15 protein-coding genes are annotated in these 18,264 nt (G+C 73.4%); 4 read left to right on the forward strand and 11 right to left on the reverse strand.

Annotated elements, in window-relative coordinates; all coding sequences use genetic code 11:
• Window positions 1–243: 243 nt before the first annotated feature.
• A complete protein-coding gene (locus tag ACQP17_RS03745) occupies window positions 244–1,659 on the reverse strand; it encodes a HEAT repeat domain-containing protein (protein ID WP_433854916.1) in 1,416 nt (471 codons plus the stop codon).
• Between the two features lie 311 nt (window positions 1,660–1,970).
• Here ACQP17_RS03745 and ACQP17_RS03750 point away from each other — a divergent pair, with 311 nt between their 5' ends.
• Entirely contained in the window at window positions 1,971–3,434 is a 1,464-nt protein-coding gene (locus ACQP17_RS03750; RefSeq protein ID WP_433854917.1) for a PP2C family protein-serine/threonine phosphatase, read from the forward strand.
• A gap of 181 nt (window positions 3,435–3,615) precedes the next feature.
• On the opposite strand, the gene ACQP17_RS03755 is transcribed toward ACQP17_RS03750, so the two are convergent.
• Window positions 3,616–5,136 (reverse strand): DNA-binding protein NsdB, encoded by a 1,521-nt coding sequence (locus ACQP17_RS03755; protein WP_433854918.1) that lies wholly within the window; start codon window positions 5,134–5,136, stop codon window positions 3,616–3,618.
• Window positions 5,137–5,421: 285 nt separating this feature from the next.
• Between ACQP17_RS03755 and ACQP17_RS03760 the strand changes: the two genes are divergently transcribed.
• The gene (locus tag ACQP17_RS03760; protein ID WP_433854919.1) at window positions 5,422–6,552 is read left to right on the forward strand and encodes an aminoglycoside phosphotransferase family protein; all 1,131 of its coding nucleotides are present in this window, start codon (window positions 5,422–5,424) and stop codon (window positions 6,550–6,552) included.
• Window positions 6,553–7,004: 452 nt separating this feature from the next.
• Window positions 7,005–9,008 (forward strand): N-acetylmuramoyl-L-alanine amidase, encoded by a 2,004-nt coding sequence (locus ACQP17_RS03765; protein WP_433854920.1) that lies wholly within the window; start codon window positions 7,005–7,007, stop codon window positions 9,006–9,008.
• Window positions 9,009–9,100: 92 nt separating this feature from the next.
• On the opposite strand, the gene ACQP17_RS03770 is transcribed toward ACQP17_RS03765, so the two are convergent.
• The 7 genes from ACQP17_RS03770 to ACQP17_RS03800 form a co-directional block, all read right to left on the reverse strand.
• On the reverse strand, window positions 9,101–9,601 hold the full coding sequence (locus ACQP17_RS03770) for a hypothetical protein (protein ID WP_129246861.1): 501 nt from the start codon (window positions 9,599–9,601) through the stop codon (window positions 9,101–9,103).
• 98 nt (window positions 9,602–9,699) lie between these two features.
• A complete protein-coding gene (locus tag ACQP17_RS03775; protein WP_433854921.1) occupies window positions 9,700–10,095 on the reverse strand; it encodes an ACT domain-containing protein in 396 nt (131 codons plus the stop codon).
• 450 nt (window positions 10,096–10,545) lie between these two features.
• The gene (locus ACQP17_RS03780; protein WP_189096904.1) at window positions 10,546–10,785 is read right to left on the reverse strand and encodes a DUF397 domain-containing protein; all 240 of its coding nucleotides are present in this window, start codon (window positions 10,783–10,785) and stop codon (window positions 10,546–10,548) included.
• A gap of 137 nt (window positions 10,786–10,922) precedes the next feature.
• Window positions 10,923–12,089 carry a thiolase domain-containing protein gene (locus ACQP17_RS03785; protein WP_433854922.1) on the reverse strand — a complete coding sequence of 389 codons (1,167 nt, stop codon included), beginning with the start codon at window positions 12,087–12,089 and terminating at the stop codon, window positions 10,923–10,925.
• On the reverse strand, window positions 12,089–13,138 hold the full coding sequence (locus ACQP17_RS03790) for a thiolase domain-containing protein (protein WP_433854923.1): 1,050 nt from the start codon (window positions 13,136–13,138) through the stop codon (window positions 12,089–12,091). The genes ACQP17_RS03785 and ACQP17_RS03790 overlap by 1 nt, the downstream gene beginning before the upstream one ends.
• Window positions 13,138–14,085 carry a Zn-ribbon domain-containing OB-fold protein gene (locus tag ACQP17_RS03795; RefSeq protein ID WP_433859831.1) on the reverse strand — a complete coding sequence of 316 codons (948 nt, stop codon included), beginning with the start codon at window positions 14,083–14,085 and terminating at the stop codon, window positions 13,138–13,140. Before ACQP17_RS03795 ends, ACQP17_RS03790 begins: the two co-directional genes overlap by 1 nt.
• Before the next feature lie 24 nt (window positions 14,086–14,109).
• Window positions 14,110–14,910, reverse strand: coding sequence for a crotonase/enoyl-CoA hydratase family protein (locus tag ACQP17_RS03800; protein WP_433854924.1), 801 nt, complete (start codon window positions 14,908–14,910; stop codon window positions 14,110–14,112).
• A gap of 163 nt (window positions 14,911–15,073) precedes the next feature.
• Here ACQP17_RS03800 and ACQP17_RS03805 point away from each other — a divergent pair, with 163 nt between their 5' ends.
• A complete protein-coding gene (locus ACQP17_RS03805) occupies window positions 15,074–16,702 on the forward strand; it encodes an acyl-CoA synthetase (protein WP_433854925.1) in 1,629 nt (542 codons plus the stop codon).
• A gap of 51 nt (window positions 16,703–16,753) precedes the next feature.
• Here ACQP17_RS03805 and ACQP17_RS03810 read toward each other — a convergent pair whose 3' ends face one another.
• Both ACQP17_RS03810 and ACQP17_RS03815 read right to left on the reverse strand, forming a co-directional pair.
• Window positions 16,754–17,389 carry a chorismate mutase gene (locus tag ACQP17_RS03810; protein ID WP_433854926.1) on the reverse strand — a complete coding sequence of 212 codons (636 nt, stop codon included), beginning with the start codon at window positions 17,387–17,389 and terminating at the stop codon, window positions 16,754–16,756.
• Window positions 17,390–17,518: 129 nt separating this feature from the next.
• The gene (locus tag ACQP17_RS03815) at window positions 17,519–18,202 is read right to left on the reverse strand and encodes an alpha/beta fold hydrolase (RefSeq protein ID WP_433854927.1); all 684 of its coding nucleotides are present in this window, start codon (window positions 18,200–18,202) and stop codon (window positions 17,519–17,521) included.
• Window positions 18,203–18,264: the final 62 nt, after the last annotated feature.

The following is an 18,264-nucleotide window of genomic DNA, read 5'->3' on the forward strand; positions in this document are numbered from 1 at the left end:
CGTGGCCGGTCCAGCGCGCCTGATGCCTCGCACAGAAACAGGCCCCCACGGCCCGCCCCCACCCACCGAAACTTCTCCCCCCACGGGAGGGGACGGGCCGGAGGGGGTGGGTGTTCGGACGTAAAGCGAAGCAGTCCGAACACCCACCCCCGCAGGACCGTCACCGCACCCGACAACCACCCGCCCGCCGCAGGCGCAACGGCGAGACGACACCGCGGCGCCGCAGAAAACAACGTGGGAAGACTAGACCTCGTGGCCGAACCGGCTGCGGACAGCCGTCTGGACCTCGGCCTCCTCCGCCGGATCGGCGGCAAGGCGGCGGAGCTGTTCGACGACCCGGTCGTCGCCCGTGGCGGCGTGCCGGGCGGCCAGTTCCCGGGTGGTCTCCTCGCAGTCCCACAGGCATTCGACGGCGAAGCCGGCCGCGAACCCGGGATCGGTGGCGGCGAGCGCGGCGGCGGCCCGGCCGCGGAGGTGGGAGGAGGAGGTTTCACGGTAGAGGTGCCGCAGCACGGGGGCGGCGCAGCCGACGCCGAGCCGTCCGGTGCCGTCGACCAGTTCCCACAGGGCCTCCGCGTCGGGGCCCTCCTCGCGGACGGTCCGGCGCAGCGCGGCCAGCACCAGTTCGGTGTCGCGCGGCCCGCCGCGGCGGGCGAGCATCGCGGCGGCGGAGGCGCCCAGCCGGTCCGCACGCGCCGCCCAGTCGCGGGCCCGTACGACGGCGGCCGCGTCCTGCATCCGTGCGAACGAGGCGAGCGCGGCGGAGATCAGCGGCTCGGAGGAGAGGGGGCAGCTGACCGTGGCCTCGATCAGGTCGAGGGCCTCGCCGTCGCCGCGCTCGGCGAGGTGGTGGAGGGCGGCGGCGCGCGCCGCGTCCGGACCGCTACGGGCGGCCCGCAGCAGCTCGGGGCGGTCCTCGGGGCCGGCGACGGCGCCCAGGCAGCGGGCGGCGGCGAGATGACGCCGCTCCTCCGGTTCGCGCTCGAGTCCTTGCTGGGCCCACTGGAGAATCTCGGTCACGCTCCAGCCGGGACGCGGCCCGCGCGGGCGCAGCTGCCGCTGCCAGCGGTCGAAGGAGCCCTGCTCCCCGGCGGCGGCCAGTCGCGCACCGTAACGGGGGTCCTCGGCCCACAGCCGCCAGGGCCGTGGCTCGAAGGCGTCCCGGACCGCGGTGGCCAGTTCGGCCTCGCCCTCCTCGGTCCCGGGGAAGCGGGCGAGGACGGCGGGGGCGAGGGACATCAGCCCGGCGTCGTCGTCACGCAGCGCGAGCTCGTCCAGGGCCCAGCGCCAGTTGCTGCCGGCGGCGGCGTAGCTGCGCAGCAGCAGCCGGGCGGCGTCGCGGCCGTACGCGGCGAGGTGGCCGAGGACGGCGAGGGCCAGGCCGGTGCGCTCCTCGTCGGTGTCGACGAGGTCGTCGGGGTGGAAGAGGTGGCGTTCGATCTCCTCGAGCCCGCCGTCGAGCTGCATGTAGAGGCGCGCGTAGTAGAGCGAGCGGTTCTCGACCTGCCAGTCGCGGCGGGGGTCGCGCAGCACGCTGTCGTTGAGTGCCGCGAGCGCCTCGGCCCGCGGCGCCGCGAGGGCATGCAGGGTCCCGTCGCCGCGGCCTCGCTGGAGGAGGCCGAGCAGGGTGCCACTGGGCGCTATGTCTGGATCGAACATGAGGTCAGCATCCGGTGCGGGGGGCAGGCTGGCAACGGGATTTCCGCTGACCGGCATTCTTGCCGGTGACCACGGGCCGTATGCGTCGTTCCCACCATGGATCGGGGGAACGCCTCTTTGTACGGCGGCCGAAGCCTAGCCTGGAAGCCGTCATTCCGCCGATTCGGTACGAGGATGCCCCGAAAAGCCGGGGGCATATGCCAGGTGCACCACCGTATCGGGTAGTGCCAAATCCCTTACAGACGGTCGCTGCCTGTGCAACAGTCGTTACCGGCCCTTCAGCCCGGCGCCGCCTGATCACGGAGTACGTCATGCCGTCCCCTCTCTTCGCGGATCACTCAGCAGACCGGCCCCCCGAGCGCGACGCGGTCGAGGCACTCATCACGCAGGCCCGCCGCCTGCGCGGTGGCCTCGACGCGGTACGCCGGGAGTCCGCGGTGGACACCGGCCTCGCCCCCGACCCGCAGCTGCGCTGGCAGCGGGCGCTGTGCGATCTCGCCGCGCACCACCTCGACGACCTCGGGGGCCATCTCGACCAGCTGAGAGAGGGCCTGCCCGCCGGGAGTGACCACGACGCCGTTCCCGAGGCCTCGCCCCCCGCCCCGCCGGAGCCCGCGCCCCATGAGCGCGGCGCACTGCTGCGCCGGGTGGGCAGCGCCGAGTGGAATCTGCTCACCGACGAGGTCAGCTGGTCCGACGAGCTGTTCGCGATGTTCGGAAGGGCACCGTCGGACGGCCCGCTCACCCTCGACGAACTGCCCTCACTGGTGCACGCCGAGGACCAGGAGGGCCTGGCCGCGATGGTCACCGACTGTCTGGTGGACGGCCGGCCGATCGACGGCGAATTCCGCATCGTGCGGCGGGACGGCAGTCTGCGCACGGTGCACATGGTGGGCGAGCCGGTGCTCGACGCCGACGGCTGTACCGCCTGTATGTGGGCCGTACTTCGCGACGTCAGCGAGCTGCGCCGAAGCCAGCAGGCGGTGCGCGAGACCCGTGACTCGCTGCACCACGAGCGGCGGATCGCGCAGACCGAGCACCGGCTCGCGGTCGAGCTGCAGGAAGCCGTGCTGCCGCCCTGGCGCGGCTCCCTGCGGTTCCCGCAGGGCGGTCCGGTCGCCCTCGATCTCGCCGGGCGCTATCTGCCGTCCGGCACTCGCGCCCTGATCGGCGGCGGCTGGTACGACGCGCTGCAACTCCCCGACGGTAAGACGCTGTTGAGCGTCGGCGATCTCACCGGGCACGGCATCACCGCCACCTCCGGCATGGCGATGGTGCTCGGCGCGCTGCGCGGCATGGCGGTCGCCGGCCACCGGCCGGGGCCCCTGATGGGCCTCCTCAACCAACTGCTGGACAGCGCCGCCCAGCCGGCCCTCGGCAGCGCGGTGTGCGGCTGGTTCGATCCCGATGCCCACACCCTGGAGTGGGCCCAGGCGGGGCACCCCGCACCGCTGTTGTTCCGTGGCGGCACGGGGCGCGCGCTGGACCCGCCCGACGGCGTGCTCCTCGGGGCGACCACGGGTGCGGCCTACACCCAGCACACCGAGCAGCTGGAGCCCGGTGACCTGCTCGTGCTGCACACCGACGGGCTGGTACCGCGTCGGGCACCGGGCGGGGAGGCCGCCCATGAGGGTGCCGAGCGGCTGCTCGCCCTGGCACCGCGGTTCGCCGCGGCGCGCAGTGCGCAGGACAGCGTCCGCATCGTCGTCGAGGAGTTCGGCAGCGGCGAGCGCGAGGACGATGCGTGTGTGCTGATCGCCCGGGTCGGCGACTGAACGCACACCCCACCGGCTGAGGGCGGTGCGGCGGATCCTTCGCCGGCCGCCCGGAGGCGTCGGTGGGCGGCCCCCGGTGGGCGGGTAAGAGCTGGACGGCGGGGCGGAGCACGCTCCGTCGTTTGTCGTCTCGCCCCTCCGGGCGGAGGAGGCGGCGTGGGGCGTGTGGTCATCTCCCGTCTCAGGCCGAGAAGTTCCCCCCGAGGCCCGCGCCGATTCCCGGGCCGAGGCCCGAACCCTTGGTCTTCGGCTTCGCCTTCGGCAGGACATGCTGGATCTCCTCACGCAGGTCCTGGATCTTGGCGGAATGCGCATACTGGCCGGTGAGCCGGAACATCTCGCGCAGCCGGTCCCAGGTGCGGTGGGAGGAGTTCTCCCCGATGGAGACCAGCGCCAGCCTGGCGTAGCGGTCGGCCTGCTCGGGATCGTCGCCGAGGAAGCAGGCCGAGGCCATCGAGATGTAGTCGAAGATCTGGGACCGCTGACGGCCGTTCTCCCGCAGCCGCAGCGCCTGCTTGGCGTGGTGCTGGGCGATCCTGGCGGCGGAGGGGTCGTGGTCGGCGAGGGTGCGGAAGGCCAGGGCCTGCATACCGTGCAGATCGGCCTCGTCGAACATCTGCATCCAGCACGGCGGCGGCACATCGCCCTTGTCCGAGACGAACAGCTCCTCCGCCTCGCCCAGGGTGCGCCGCATCGCCTGGCCCTGACCCTTGGACGCCTGCGCCCAGGCCTCGATGGTGTGCAGCATGGCGCGGGTGCGCGGCAGGGTCTCCTCGCCGGAGCCGGACTTGGCCAGCTTCATCAGATCCAGCGCGTCGTCGGGGCGGCCCAGATGGACCATCTGTCGGGCGGCGCGGGAGAGTGCCTCACCGGCGCGCGGGCGGTCGCCGCCCTCGCGCGCCGCATGGGCCGCGATGATGAAGTACTTCTGGGCGGTGGGCTCCAGGCCCACGTCATGGGACATCCAGCCGGCCAGCACCGCCAGATTGGCGGCCACCCCCCACAACCGGCGCTGCAGATGGTCGGGGTGGTGGTAGGCGAGCATCCCGCCGACCTCGTTGAGCTGGCCCACCACGGCCTTGCGCTGGAGTCCGCCACCGCGGGCCGCGTCCCAGGCGCGGAACACCTCGACCGAGTGCTCCAGCGCGTCGATCTCCTGGGAGCCCACGGGGGCGGCCTCGTAGCGGTCGAAGCCGATCTGGTCGAGGTCGTCGGCGGAGTGGGAAGCGAACGGGTGGCGTGGGCCGGCGGGGGCCGGGTCGGTGTGCAGCCAGTCGTACATGGCGCCGGTGAGTGCGGAGCCCGCGGCGAGTGCGGCGCCCGCACCCACCAAGCCGCGTCGGTTGAGCATGAGGTCCATTCCCGTGAATTCCGTGAGGACCGCAGCGGTCCGTTCGGGAGCCCACGGCAGACCGTCCAGGGCCTGCCGCTTCCCCGAGCGACCGGTTCTTGCGAACCCGAGGTCCTCGATGGTTACGACACGGCCGAGGCGCTCGGTGAACAGGGAAGCCAGAACCTTGGGCACCGGATCACGGGGGGTCTCCCCCATGTCGATCCAGCGCCGCACTCGCGAGGTGTCGGTCGCCAGCTGCGGATGGCCCATGGCCGCCGCGTGCCGGTTGACCAGTCTCGCCAGCTCGCCTTTGGACCAGCCGGCCAGACCGAAAAGGTCCGCGAGACGGGTATTCGGTTGCCTGTCCACGTCAAGCCCCCAGGTTCCTCGACTGAGTTGACAGTAACGGCCGGTGACAGGGGCTGTGGGCATTCGCCAGGGTTCGCCAGGGTGCGCCAGATGGTCTGCCACCCGTAGCCGCGTGTTCTGTAGACATGCCGCCCCCGGCCTGGTGGCGGGACCGCATTCCCCAGGGTGCGCGCCCTGCACAGGGACCCTGGATCGGCCTCCTGCACGGGGCCCGTTCACGGGTTCCCACCACCGGGCCGGGGAGGGTACGCAACTCGCCGGCGCACGAAGGGATCTGTTTCACCCATGTATGCAACATCGTCCGCCGTGACCGCCCCCCGGCCGCACCGTCCGCACCCCACCGGAAGCGGGCCGTATCTCGACCCCGCGCCTTCCGCGGGGGCGGTCACCGGCCTCCCCGGCGGCCGGGCCCGGCGGGCGCACGGCACGGGCACCCAGCCGCTCAGCGGCCGGCTCGACCTGTCCGGCCCCCAGGGCGCCCAGCTGCGCGCCGCCGTCGCCTCGGTGCAGCGGATCTGCCCGGAGTTCAACCCGGTGCAGGTGCTGCGCCGGAGCGGCAAATCCGTCCTGCTGGTGGGCACCACGGGCCGGATGACGGCAGTGGCCAAGTGTTTACTGGACCAGTCCCCCGCCTGGGCGGAACGCTTCCGGCAGGAAATAAGCGCATACCGCGCATTCGTCCGGCATCGTCCGCCGGTTCGGGTGCCGCGGCTGGTGGCGGCCGACCCCGACAACTGCACGCTGATCGTGGAGCGGATGCCCGGCCGGGTCGCCGCCCTGACCCGGCACCCGTCCGAGGCGCCTCCCCGCGCGGACGTGCGCGCCGCGCTCGGCGCGATCTGCCGGATCAACCTCTGGCGTCCGCCGGCCGGGCTGTTCGACACCCCACTGGACTACGCGGGCCGGATCGGCCGCTACCACGACCTGGGGCTGCTCACCGACCGGGACCTGGGCGATCTGCAGAAGCTGCTGCACGGCCTGTCGCACACCCAGGGCCAGTTCTGTCACGGCGACGCGCTGCTGAACAACGTGCTGCTGTCCCCCGCCGGGCCGGTGCTGCTCGACTGGGACAACGCCGGCTGGTATCTGCCGGGCTACGACCTGGCCACGCTGTGGTCGGTGCTCGGTGACGCGCCGGTGGCCCGCCGTCAGATCAGCCAGCTCGCCCAGAACGCCGGACCCGCCTCACGAGACGCCTTCCTGGTGAATCTGATGCTGGTGCTCACCCGCGAGATCCGGCGCTACGAGACCGCGATCCAGCGGACCATGCACGAGCCCGCGCCGACCGGCACTCCGGGCCCGGGACAACCCGGCGCGGCCGCGGCGGGCGAGGAGCAGCGGCTGCTCCTGCGCCGGTTGCACGACGACTGCCAGATGGCACGCCGTGCGGTGCGGGCGGCGGTCGGCACCCGCTGACCGTCGAGGGGGTGCCGGCACAGCCCCGACCCGCGCGCTCCGCGGGCGGATGAACGGGACTGTGCCGGCACCCCCTCGACGCATGACGGAGCGGCGCGCCCGGGCACGGGGCGCGTCGCTCCGTCATGCGCCGCCCCGGCCTCCCACCGCCGGCCCGCGCCCTCCCGCACGCCGCCGCGGCCGCGGGCCGGCCCCCTGGCGCCGCCGCTCCTCCTCCGCCACCCCGGCATTGGTCCATTCCACTGACGCCCCGCAGGGCCGGCGCGACTGCGGGAACACTCCTCGTGAACTGCCCTGACATGCGACATCCCGACTCGGCATGGTGATTGACGGACCGTCGGCACACATATAGCTCTGTGCCGACGGGGGCTCTAGTCTCGGGTCCCGCCCGTGCGGCCGTTTGCGCACCGACCGTCACACCGCCCGGCTCGGGCCGGCTCGAGGAGGTTGCTTTGCGAGGATCCGCCCCGGAAGACGAGAAGAGATTCCACCGCCCCGCCCTGCGCAGATCCGCCACCGCCGTCGCGGCGGCGGTGCTGCTGCTGCCGCTCGCGGGAACGCCGTCCGCCAGTGCCGGACAGCCCCGGACGGACGCGTTGCAGCAGGCGTTCACGGAGGCCGCCGCCCGCTTCCACGTGCCGCGCAGTGTGCTGCTCGGCGTCTCCTACCTGGAGTCGCGCTGGGACGGCCACGGCGGCGCGCCCAGCGTCTCCGGGGGCTACGGCCCGATGCATCTGACCGACGCCCGCACCGCGCTGGCCCGGACGCCGGAGTTCAGCACGGGCGGGGAGGACGCCCGCGGCGACGACGCCCGGCCGCACAAGACCCCGGCCGCCGCCCCGGCCCGGCGGGCCGCGCTGCCCGCCGAACTCCCGGCCCGGCTGCGTACCTTGGCGACGGCCGCCGAGCTGACCGGGCTGCCGGCCGAGAAGCTGCGGACCGACCCCGCGGCGAACGTGCTGGGCGGGGCGGCGCTGCTCGCCGCCGGGCAGCACCGGCAGGGGCGGTCCCCGTCCGCCGATCCGGCGCGGTGGTACACGGCCGTGGCGCGCTACGGCAGCCAGGGCGACGCCCGCGCCGGCAAGGCGTTCGCGGACGAGGTGTACGCGGTGATGCGCCAGGGCCAGTCGCGGACCACCGACGCGGGGCAGCGGGTCACGCTGGCCCCCTCGCCGGGGCTGACCCCCGATGCCACACAGCAGAAACGTCTCACCGCACCGGCCGACCGGAGCGCCGCGGCCGCCGCCCGCAAGACGGAGTGCCCCTGGACCGTCGCCTGTGAGTCGTGGCCGGCGCCGTACGAGGAATTCGGCGACGGCGACTACGGCAACCACGACAAGGCGGACCGGCCCGAGGACCAGCGGGTCAGCAGCATCGTCATCCATGACACCGAGGGGTCCTGGGAGACCACCCTGAAGCTGATCAAGGACCCGACCTATGTGTCGTGGAACTACACGATCCGCTCCTCGGACGGGCTGATCGCCCAGCATGTACCGACCAAGGACGTCGCCTGGCACGCGGGCAACTGGTACATCAACTCGCACTCCGTCGGCATCGAGCACGAGGGCTTCCTCGCGGCGCCGGACGCCTGGTACACGGAGGCGATGTACCGCGCCTCGGCCCGGCTGGTGAAGTATCTGAGCCGCAAGTACGACGTGCCGCTCGACCGCCGGCACGTCCTGGGCCACGACAATGTGCCCGGCACCACCACGGCCACGATCCCGGGCATGCACACCGACCCCGGACCGTACTGGGACTGGGCGCACTACTTCACCCTGCTGGGCAAGCCGTTCCGGGCCAGCGCGGACGCGCGGGGCGGGCTGGTCACCATCCGCCCCGACTACGACCGGAACCAGCCCGCCTACACGGGCTGCGAGAAGCCCGGGGACGCCTGTGAGGCGCACGGCTCCACGGCGGTCCGGCTGCACACCGCACCGAGCGGGGACGCACCGCTGGTCAGGGACATCGGGCTGCATGCGGACGGCGGTGACTCGACGACCGGGGTGAACGACACCGGCGCCCGGGCCTCGACGGGCCAGCAGTTCGCGGTGGCGGGCCGGGACGGTGACTGGACCGCGATCTGGTACCTCGGGCAGCGGGCGTGGTTCCACAATCCGCACGGTCACCGGGTGGCGGTGAACGCGAAGGGGCTGGTCGCGACGCCGAAGGAGGGCCACGCGGAGATCCCGGTCTACGGACGTGCCTACCCGGAGAAGGACGCCTACCCGGACGGGGTGCCGTACCAGACGGTCTCTCCGCTGCCGTACAAGCTCGCCGCCGGCCAGGAGTACGTGGTCGGGGGCCGGATGAGGGGCGACTACTTCTACGCCCCGACCTTCGACCTGTCCAAGCACGCGATCGTGCGTGGCAAGGACGTCTACTACGAGATCCAGCTCGGGCACCGGATCGGCTATGTGCGGGCGGCCGACGTGGACGTGGAGCGCTCCGGCTCCTAGGGGATGACACCGGCCGGGTGAACGCCTCGCGCCCGGTGGACGGAGTCCGTCCACCGGGCGCGATCGTGTCCGCTCCGGTACCGCGCCGGGGGTCAGCCCTGCTGGAAGAGCTCCGCGGGCAGCGGCTTGAGCAGGGCGTAGAGGTCGTCGGTGATCGGCCGGTCCCAGCTGGCGATGGTGACCAGCACCCCGTCGCTGCGGTCGAACTGGGCGCAGGAGATCCGGCTCTCGGAGCACTTGATGCGCTTGACGATCAGCAGGTTGTCCTCGTGCATCACGGGGGTGTCCTCGCTCTCGACGACCGTCACCGGCTCGTCGTTGCCGAGCGCCGCGAGCAGCTGGGCGACCTCGAAGGGCACCTGGTCGTCCGCCAGCTCGCGGGCCGGGGAGCCCTCCGGCAGATTGCCGATGATCATCGCGGGACCGCGGCCGCCGAACAGGTCGTAGCGGAGGAAGACGCCCTGGCAGGTGCCGTCCGGGGCGGGCAGCAGGCCGGCCCCGAGGTTGCCCGGCCAGTCCCCGGGGTCCATGGCGAGGACGTCGAAGTCAGGCCCGGCGGGCGTGGCTGCGCTGCGGCGGCGGAGGAAGGACATGCCGCCATCGTACGTGGCTCCGGCGGGCGCGCCGCGCCGACGTCGGGGGGCGGCGACGGCAGGTGCCCGGGGCCCACCGTCCGCCGTGCCGCCGCTGGTCAGGCCCGGTCGGCCAGCGCGCGGAGCCGGCGCAGCGCCTCGTCGGCCGCGGCATACGGCACGAAGAGGTGATCGTGGTGGAAGCCGGCGACGACATTGCAGCTGAGACCGGCCTGGGCGAGGGCGGTGGCGACGGCGGCGGTGAGTCCGACGGCGTCCAGCGCGGAGTGCACCCGCAGGGTGATCCAGGCGGCGACGTAGTCGTACGTCAGGCCTGCGCGGTCGGCCTCTTCCTGGTGGACGACGAGGGTGCGGCCCTCCGGCTCGGTGACCGTGACCACCGGCGTCACCCCCTCGGGGAGGGCGCCGGGCACGGTCGTGAACACGAAGCGGCCCGCGTTGACCTCCGGACGCATTCCGCTCAGCAGGGCCCTCAGCTCGCGTTCGCCACTCATGGTGCCCACCCTAGGGGCGCCGCGCGCCCGCGGCGTGCGCGAGGACGGGCGGGGCCGCGCCGGGGCCCGTGTCCCGCCCGCCGGCCGCCGCGTCCGGTGGGCTCCCTCTCCGGCAGACACCCTGCATGCCCACGTGGGGCCGGCCGAGCCGCAGGAGTGGTTCGCCGCCATCGATGTCACCGGCGTCGCCGTGGCCTCCCGCCGTGGATCGCGCGGGAATTCGACGGCTGGGCGCCGGAGTTCACCTCGCCGCTCACCGACACCGACAGCTCGACGGCGCCGACCTCGGCCCGGCTCCCGCCGCGCACCCCGACGACACCGAGGCCGCCCCAACCGGATAGGGCCCGGGCCTGACGTGATCGCCGCGGGAAGGCGTGTGGCCACAGCAGCAGGGCCGTACGGCACCCGGCCGGGCCGTTCCCGGCACCACCGCGCCGGGGCAATGCCGCGCTACGTCAGATCGAATGCCCCTTCGCGGGCGTCGACGACGAAGGCGTGCCACTCGGCGGGGGTGAAGATCAGTGCGGGGATCTCCGGACTGCGGCGGTTGCGCATGGCGATGTAGCCCTCGACGAAGGCGATCTGTACGTCGCCCACGCCCTGGGTGCTCGACTGCCATTCGGCCTGCGCCAGGTCGAGGTCGGGCCTGGGCCCGCCCGCGAGCCGCTGCTCGGTGATGCTGTCGGCCACGATTCCCGCTCCTCCCGGTTCGTCGTCCGTGATCAGCGTAGCCAGTGTGTCCGGGTGCGGACAGAGGACGTGGCAGGGCGGTGGGGGTGGGCTCCCGGGGGCGGGCGCACGGGGCCGGGCGCCCGCCCCCGGCGGTGTCAGGTGGTGGGTGCGTCGGTGCCGACCAGCCACATCGCGAAGAACTGGGAGCCGCCGCCGTAGGCGTGGCCCAACGCCCGCCGGGCGCCGTCGATTTGGTGTGCCCCGGCCCGGCCGCGTACCTGGAGGGCGGCCTCGGCGAAGCGGAGCATGCCGGAGGCGCCGATCGGGTTGGTGGACAGCACCCCGCCGGAGGGGTTGACGGGGAGGTCGCCGTCGAGTGCGGTGACGCCGGCCTCGGTGAGCTTCCAGCCCTCGCCCTCGGCGGCGAAGCCGAGGTTCTCCAGCCACATCGGCTCGTACCAGCTGAAGGGGACGTACATCTCGACCGCGTCGATCTGCCGGCGCGGGTCGGTGATGCCGGCCTGCCGGTAGACGTCGGCGGCGCAGTCCTTGCCGGCCCGGGGCGAGACGAAGTCCTTGCCGGCGAAGAGGGTGGGTTCGCTGCGCATCGCCCCGCCGTGCACCCAGGCCGCCGGGTGCGGTGCGCGGGCGGCTCCGGCGCGGTCGGTGAGGATCATGGCGCAGGCGCCGTCGGAGGAGGGGCAGGTCTCGGAGTAGCGGATCGGGTCCCAGAGCATCGGGGAGGCCTGGACCTTCTCCAGGGTGAGGTCCTCCTCGTGGAGATGGGCGTAGGGGTTCTTGAGGGCGTTGCGGCGGTCCTTGTAGGCGACGAGGGAGCCGATGGAGTCCGGCGCGCCGGTGCGGCGCATGTACGCGCGCACGTGCGGGGCGAAGAAGCCGCCGGCGCCGGCCAGCAGGGGCTGTTGGAAGGGGATGGGGAGGGACAGTCCCCACATGGCGTTGGACTCGGACTGCTTCTCGAAGGCGAGGGTCAGGACGGTGCGGTGGACCCGGGCCGCGACGAGGTGGGCGGCGACCAGGGCGGTGGAGCCGCCGACCGATCCGGCGGTGTGCACCCGCAGCATCGGCTTGCCGACGGCCCCCAGGGCGTCGGCCAGGTACAGCTCGGGCATCATGACGCCCTCGAAGAAGTCGGGCGCCTTGCCGATCACGACGGCGTCGATGTCCGCCCAGGTCAACTCGGCGTCGTCCAGGGCGCGTCGGGCCGCCTCCCGGACGAGTCCGGCGAGCGAGACGTCGCGTCGTTGGGCGACGTGTGCGGTCTGGCCGATTCCGGTGACGGCCACGGGCTCCTTGCTCATCACTCACCCTCCAGGACGGCGACCAGGTTCTGTTGCAGGCACGGCCCCGAGGTGGCGTGCGCGAGGGCGCGGTCGGAGTCGCCGCGGTGGATGCGGGCGGCGGCCTCGCCGATCCGGATCAGGCCGGTGGCCATGACGGGGTTGGCGGCCAGTGCGCCGCCGGAGGGGTTGATCCGGACCGTGCCCTCCGCCGCGTCGAGGCCCAGGGCGCGGCGCAGCACGACTTCCTGGGAGGTGAAGGGGGCGTGCAACTCGGCGGTGTCCACCGGGCGTGCGGCGAGTCCGGCGTGCTGGGCGGCGAGGCGGGTGGACGGGGAGTCGGTGAGGTCCCGTACGCCCAGGCTGTGGGCCTCGATGCGGTGGTCGAGACCGCGGATCCAGGCGGGGCGGGCGGTCAGCCGGCGGGCGGTGTCGCCGGCGGCGAGGACGACCGCGGCGGCGCCGTCGCCGATGGGCGGGCAGTCGCCGCTGCGCAGCGGGGCGACGAGGGGCTCACCGGCGGGCAGCGCGCCGCGCAGCTGGGCGTGCGGGTTGGACTCCGCGTCCCGGCGGCTGCGGGCCGCGATCCGGGCCAGCTCCCGTTCGTCGGTCAGCTTCGCGTCGATCAGCGCCTGGGCCTGGAGGGCGGCCAGTGCGACGGAGTCGGGCCACAGCGGGGCGACGTAGTACGGGTCGAGCTGGCGGGTGAGGACCTCGCGGAGGTCGCCGGGCGAGGATTTGCCGTACGCGTAGACCAGCGCGGTGTCGGCCTCGCCGGTGAGGAGCTTGACCCAGGCCTCGTACAGCGCCCAGGCGCCGTCCATCTCGACATGGGATTCGGAGACCGGCGGCCAGGCGCCGACGCCGTCCAGGGCCATGGTGAAGGAGAAGGCCCGGCCGGCGAGGTAGTCGCAGGAGCCGGAGCAGGTGAAGCCGATGTCCCGGGCCGCCAGGCCGGTGCGGTCCAGGACCTCGTGGAGCACCGGCATCAGCATCTCGACCTCGGAGGTCTCCGCGCTGTCGCGCACGTGCACGCTCTGCCCGAAGGCGACGATGGCGACCTCGCGCATCACACCAGCTCCTTGTAGCTGTCGTAGTCGGCATCGGGCTCGCCGGTGGGGCGGTAGTGGTCGGGGAAGCGGCCGTCGCCGGTCCACACGGGTTCCACCCGCAGGCCCATGCGGACCCGGTCGTACGGGATGCCGCCGATGCGGGCGTGCAGGGCCAGGTCGGCGCCGTCCAGGGCGATATGGGCGTAGACGTAGGGCACCTCGATGTCGAGGTTCTTCGCCTTGATGTTGACGATGCAGAAGGTGGTGACGGTGCCGCGGGGGCCGACCTCGACCTGGGTTTCGGTGGCGACGCCGCAGGTGGGGCAGGCACCGCGGGGCGGGACGTAGACCTTGCGGCAGGAGGGGCAGCGCTCGCCCACGATCCGGTGCGCCGAGAGTTCCCGGAGGTAGCGGGACTGGGCGCGGCCGGGGGCGTAGGTGTAGTCGAGGCGGGCGGGGGCGGTGAGCAGGGTGACGGGGTCGGTGAACTCCCCGTCGTGCACGGCGGGCAGGTTCTCGCGGGCGGGGCCGTCGTCCGGTTCGAAGCAGGCGATGTCGGTGATGGCGCCGGTGCGTTCGGCGGCCCAGCGGACGCGGACCCGCATCCCGGTGCGGACGGCGTCGGGGCCGGCGGCGTCCAGGGCGTGCAGCAGCGCGGTGTCGGCGCCGTCGAGCCGGACCAGGACCCAGGCGAAGGGGGTGGTGAGTGGCTGGCCGCGGCGCGGTGCGGGGTTCCAGGCCCAGGTGGTGACGGTGCCGCCGCTGCCGACCTCGACCAGTTCGCGGAGTTCCTCGGCGGTCACCGGGTCGTATTCGGTGGGCGGGACGACCACCCGCCCGTCGCCGGTCCGCACACCGAGGACGGTGCGCTCGCGCAGTCCGGTGAGAAAGGCGCTCTGGACGGGGCCGAGCGAGCGGGTGAAGGGGAATTCCACGACGAGGGGCGCCGTGAGGACCTCTGGCACGTCTGGCATTCGGATCTCCTTGGGTCAGGCGCGCCGGAAGACGGGGGGACGCTTCTCCGCGAAGGCCCGTGCGCCCTCCTTGGCGTCGGCGGTGGCGAAGAGCGGCCAGCCGCGGGCGAGTTCGTCCTTGAGCCCGTCGGCCTCGGTCATCCCGGCGGTCGCGTAGACGGAGGCCTTCACGGCTTCGACGGCCAGGGGGCCGCAGCCGTTGATGAGTTCGGCGATCTCCAGGGCCTTGTCGAGGGCGCCGCCGTCGGGCACCACCTGGCCGATCAGGCCGATGCGGGCGGCCTCGTCGGCGGAGTAGGGCCGGCCGGTGAGCAGCATCTCCAGGGCGTGGGTGTGCGGGATCTGGCGGGCCAGGCGGACGGTGGAGCCGCCGAGGGGGAACAGTCCGCGCCGGACCTCGAAGAGCCCGAAGGTGGCGCTCTCGCCGGCGACGCGGATGTCGGTGCCCTGGAGGATCTCCGTGCCGCCCGCGACGCAGTGACCCTCGACGGCGGCGATCACGGGTTTGCGGGGGCGGTGGTGGCGCAGCATCGCCTTCCAGTGCAGTTCGGGGTCGGCGCGCAGCCGGTCGCGGTAGTGCTCGCCGGCCATCCCGTCGCCCGCCAGGGCCTTGAGATCCATGCCGGCGCAGAAGGTGCCGCCGGCGCCGGTGAGGACGATGGAGCGGATCCCGTCGTCCTCGTCGGCGGCGATCCAGCCGTCGTACAGACCCACCAGCATCGCCAGCGAGAGGGCGTTCTTCGCCTCCGGCCGGTTGAGGGTGAGCACCAGGGTCGCGCCGGTGCGCGCCACGGTCAGATGTTCCGTCCCGCCCATTGTGTCCTCCCGTCTCACGACGCAGAACAGGTTGCAGGAGCCGAACGGTGACTTCAAGGCTTTTCTGACAGACAGTCAGATTTCTTGTCCGGGGCCCTTCCCAGCTCCTCCGGGCGGCGCTCTAATGACCGCCAAGCCGACGTCCGCCCGGTCTGGAGGAGACGTGGAGTTCAACCTTGCCGACCTCTTCGAGTCGATCGTCGACACGGTCCCCGACCGCGAGGCACTGGTGTACGTCGAGCACCCGGGTTCCGGCGCCGAACAGCGGTTGACCTACGCCGAGTTGGACCGCGCCGCCAACCGCCTCGCCCACCACCTCGCCGCGCACGGCATCGGGCCCGGTCAGCACGTCGGACTGCACCTCTACAACGGCGTCGGCTACCTCCAGGCCCTCTACGCCTGCCTGAAGATCCGGGCCGTCCCGGTCAATGTCAACTACCGTTACGTGGAAGAGGAGTTGGCCTATCTCTACCGGGACGCCGACCTGACGGCGCTGGTCTTCGACGCGGAGTTCACCGCGCGGGTGGCCGGCGCCCTTCCGCGGGCGCCCCGGCTGCGGCATCTGGTCCGGGTCGGCACCCCGCCCCGGGACGCGCCCCGGACGTCGGTCACCCCCGTCGCGCTGGCCGACGCCGAGGCCGGCGCCTGCGCCACGCGCGGGTTCGGGCCGCGCTCCGCCGACGACCGGATGATCATCTACACCGGTGGCACCACCGGCATGCCCAAGGGTGTGATGTGGCGCCACGAGGACCTGTTCTTCTCCGGGATGGGCGGCGGCGCCCCGACCGGCGAGCCGGTGCGACGGCCCCAGGAGCTGGCCGAACGGGTCGCGGCAGGCGACGACGGCCTGGTGTTCTTCCCCACTCCCCCGCTGATGCACGGCACCTCCACCCTGACCGCGTTCATCGCCCTCCACTTCGGCCAGAAGGTCGTCCTGCACCGCAAGTACGTGCCCGAGGAGGTGCTGCGGACCGTCGAGCGGGAGCGGGTCACCTGCGTGTCGCTGGTCGGCGACGCCATGCTGCGCCCGCTGGTCGACGCGCTCGCCGGGCCGCTGCGGGAGACCGACTGCTCCTCGCTGTTCAGCGTCAGCAGCTCCGGCGCGATCCTGTCGGAGACCGTGCGCGCCCAGTTCCGCGCGCTGGTCCCCGGCGCCCTGCTGCTCAACAACTTCGGCTCCTCCGAGTCCGGCTTCAACGGCACCGCCACCGACGACTCGGGCCCGGGGCGGGGTTTCCGGCTCCAGGTCAACTCCCGTACGGCGGTGGTGGACCCGGCGACCAATGAGCCGGTGCCGGCCGGCGAGGTGGGTCGGCTCGCCCAGCACGGGCACGTCCCGCTGGGCTACTACAACGACGCGAAGAAGACCGCCGAGACGTTCTTCGAGGCGCGCGGTGAGCGCTGGGTGCTGCTCGGCGACATGGCCACCGTCGACGAGGCGGGCATCGTCACCGTCCTCGGCCGGGGCTCGCAGTGCATCAACTCCGGCGGGGAGAAGGTCTATCCGGAGGAGGTCGAGCAGGCGCTCAAGGCCCATCCGGACGTCTATGACGCGCTGGTGGCGGGCGTGCCGGACGAGCGGTGGGGCAACCGGGTCGCGGCGGTGATCCAACTGCGCCCGGACGCGGGCCCGTTGGACCTCGCGGGGATACAGCACCACTGCCGGACCCGGCTGGCGGGCTACAAGATTCCGCGTGCCGTCGTCTTCACCGACCACATACGGCGCTCGCCCAGCGGCAAGGCGGACTACCGCTGGGCGAAGGCGGTGGCGGCGGGCGGACCGACCGCCTGAGCCGAGCGGCCGGCCGGCCCGCCGCCGGACACCGGGTCCGGCCCGTGCGTGTCAGGCCGCGGCGCAGACCGACCGCAGCGAGCGGGCCAGCGCCACCGTGTGCAGCCCGTCCAGCTTCCGCTCCGCGCGGACCTGCAGGGCGGCGCCGGCCAGCACCGGGGTGCAGGACCGCGCGGCGCGGGCCTGCGGGGAGGCGGCGACGGCGCGCACCAGCTCGCCGTTGATGCGGTTGATCTCCTTGCGGACCTCCTGGAGGTCGGGCCGCTCGGTGGGCGCCTGCCCCGGGTGCGCGTCCCACGTGCGGTACAGCCCGCGCTGCACGACCTTGTTGGCCTCGATCTGGTCCCGGAAGATCCGCGTCGTCGCCGCGGGGTCGGCGCCCAGCTGCCGGGCCTGGTCCGCCACGGAGTTCAGGACCTCCTGCTCACGGGCCGGGTCGTCGATCGGGCTGCCGGTGCCGTACTTCGCGGCGGCCACCACATCGGCGGTGGCCAGCCGGTCGGCCGACAGCGCCGCGAGCGGGCGGAGCTGGCCGTACGGGGAGTGCGCGGGAGCGGCCGACGGGGCCGGGGCGGCGGCCGGCGGGGTGGCGACCGGGGCCGCGGCGGCCGCCCCGGCTCCGGCGAACAGGACGGTCACGGCGGCGCCGGCTGCCAGGGCGCTCCGTATCGAAAGGGTCAGCTGCACGATCGGCCTTTCTCGCGTTCCCCGGGGCTCCGGGGGAATCCTGGTCAACCTAAGGCCGCGAACCTGACAAGACCGGGCAATCAGCGTACCGGGGTGCATTTCCGTGCGCGCGGCAAGAGGACCGGGCCCCTACTGCGCGAGGAAGGAGGTGACCGCGGCCAGGAACTCCCCGGGACGCTCCTCGTGGACGAGGTGGCCGGCGCCCTCCACCGTTACCAGACGGGCCTCGGGCAGCCGCTCGGCGAGTGCGGTGAGGTGCTCCTGCGGGATGTGACCGCTCTCCCCGCCGGCGATCACCAGGGTCGGCGCGGTCACCCGCGCCACCGCCGCCCACCACCCGGGATCGGGCGCGTTCCGCTCCGCCACCGCCGCGACCTTGGCCTGCCAGTCGAAGGTGGCCGGGCCCGGCGGCTGCGCGGGCACCTCCTGGGGCGGGTCGGCGGGCAGCGGCGGGACGGCCTCCTCCAGGACCAGCCGCGCCACCAGCTCCGGTTGATCCGCGGCCACCAGCAGGGCGGCCGCCGCACCGAGCGAGTGCCCGATGAGCAGCACCCGCTCCAGGCCGAGCGCCCGCAGAAATCCCACGGCGTCGTCCCGCCACCGCGCGAGGCCATAGTCCCCCGGCCAGTCACTGTGCCCGTGGCCGCGCTGATCGAGGGCGAAGACCCGGTGGGTGCCGGCGAGCCGGCCGACCACGCCGCGCCAGTCCTCGCCCAGGCAGTGCAGCAGCACCGCCGGCGGGGCGTCCTCCTCACCCCACACCCGGTATGCCAGCTGGACATCGCCGACCTGCACCCTCCGGACGTCACTCATGCGCGGGACGCTACCCGCGAGCACACCGCGGCACGCCCCTTGACGTGTTCGCCGCGCGCTGA

Source organism: Streptomyces kronopolitis, assembly GCF_050953795.1.
In the GTDB taxonomy this organism is placed as follows: Bacteria; Actinomycetota; Actinomycetes; order Streptomycetales; family Streptomycetaceae; genus Streptomyces; species Streptomyces kronopolitis_A.

Bases quoted from the DNA above. Each gene is read 5' to 3' on its own strand.
- ACQP17_RS03785 (WP_433854922.1), bottom strand. From the start codon at position 12,089: ATGAGCAAGGAGCCCGTGGCCGTCACCGGAATCGGCCAGACCGCACAC.
- ACQP17_RS03750 (WP_433854917.1), top strand. From the start codon at position 1,971: ATGCCGTCCCCTCTCTTCGCGGATCACTCAGCAGACCGGCCCCCCGAG.
- ACQP17_RS03775 (WP_433854921.1), bottom strand. From the start codon at position 10,095: ATGAGTGGCGAACGCGAGCTGAGGGCCCTGCTGAGCGGAATGCGTCCG.
- ACQP17_RS03745 (WP_433854916.1), bottom strand. From the start codon at position 1,659: ATGTTCGATCCAGACATAGCGCCCAGTGGCACCCTGCTCGGCCTCCTC.
- ACQP17_RS03790 (WP_433854923.1), bottom strand. From the start codon at position 13,138: ATGCGCGAGGTCGCCATCGTCGCCTTCGGGCAGAGCGTGCACGTGCGC.
- ACQP17_RS03800 (WP_433854924.1), bottom strand. From the start codon at position 14,910: ATGGGCGGGACGGAACATCTGACCGTGGCGCGCACCGGCGCGACCCTG.
- ACQP17_RS03815 (WP_433854927.1), bottom strand. From the start codon at position 18,202: ATGAGTGACGTCCGGAGGGTGCAGGTCGGCGATGTCCAGCTGGCATAC.
- ACQP17_RS03770 (WP_129246861.1), bottom strand. From the start codon at position 9,601: ATGTCCTTCCTCCGCCGCCGCAGCGCAGCCACGCCCGCCGGGCCTGAC.
- ACQP17_RS03760 (WP_433854919.1), top strand. From the start codon at position 5,422: ATGTATGCAACATCGTCCGCCGTGACCGCCCCCCGGCCGCACCGTCCG.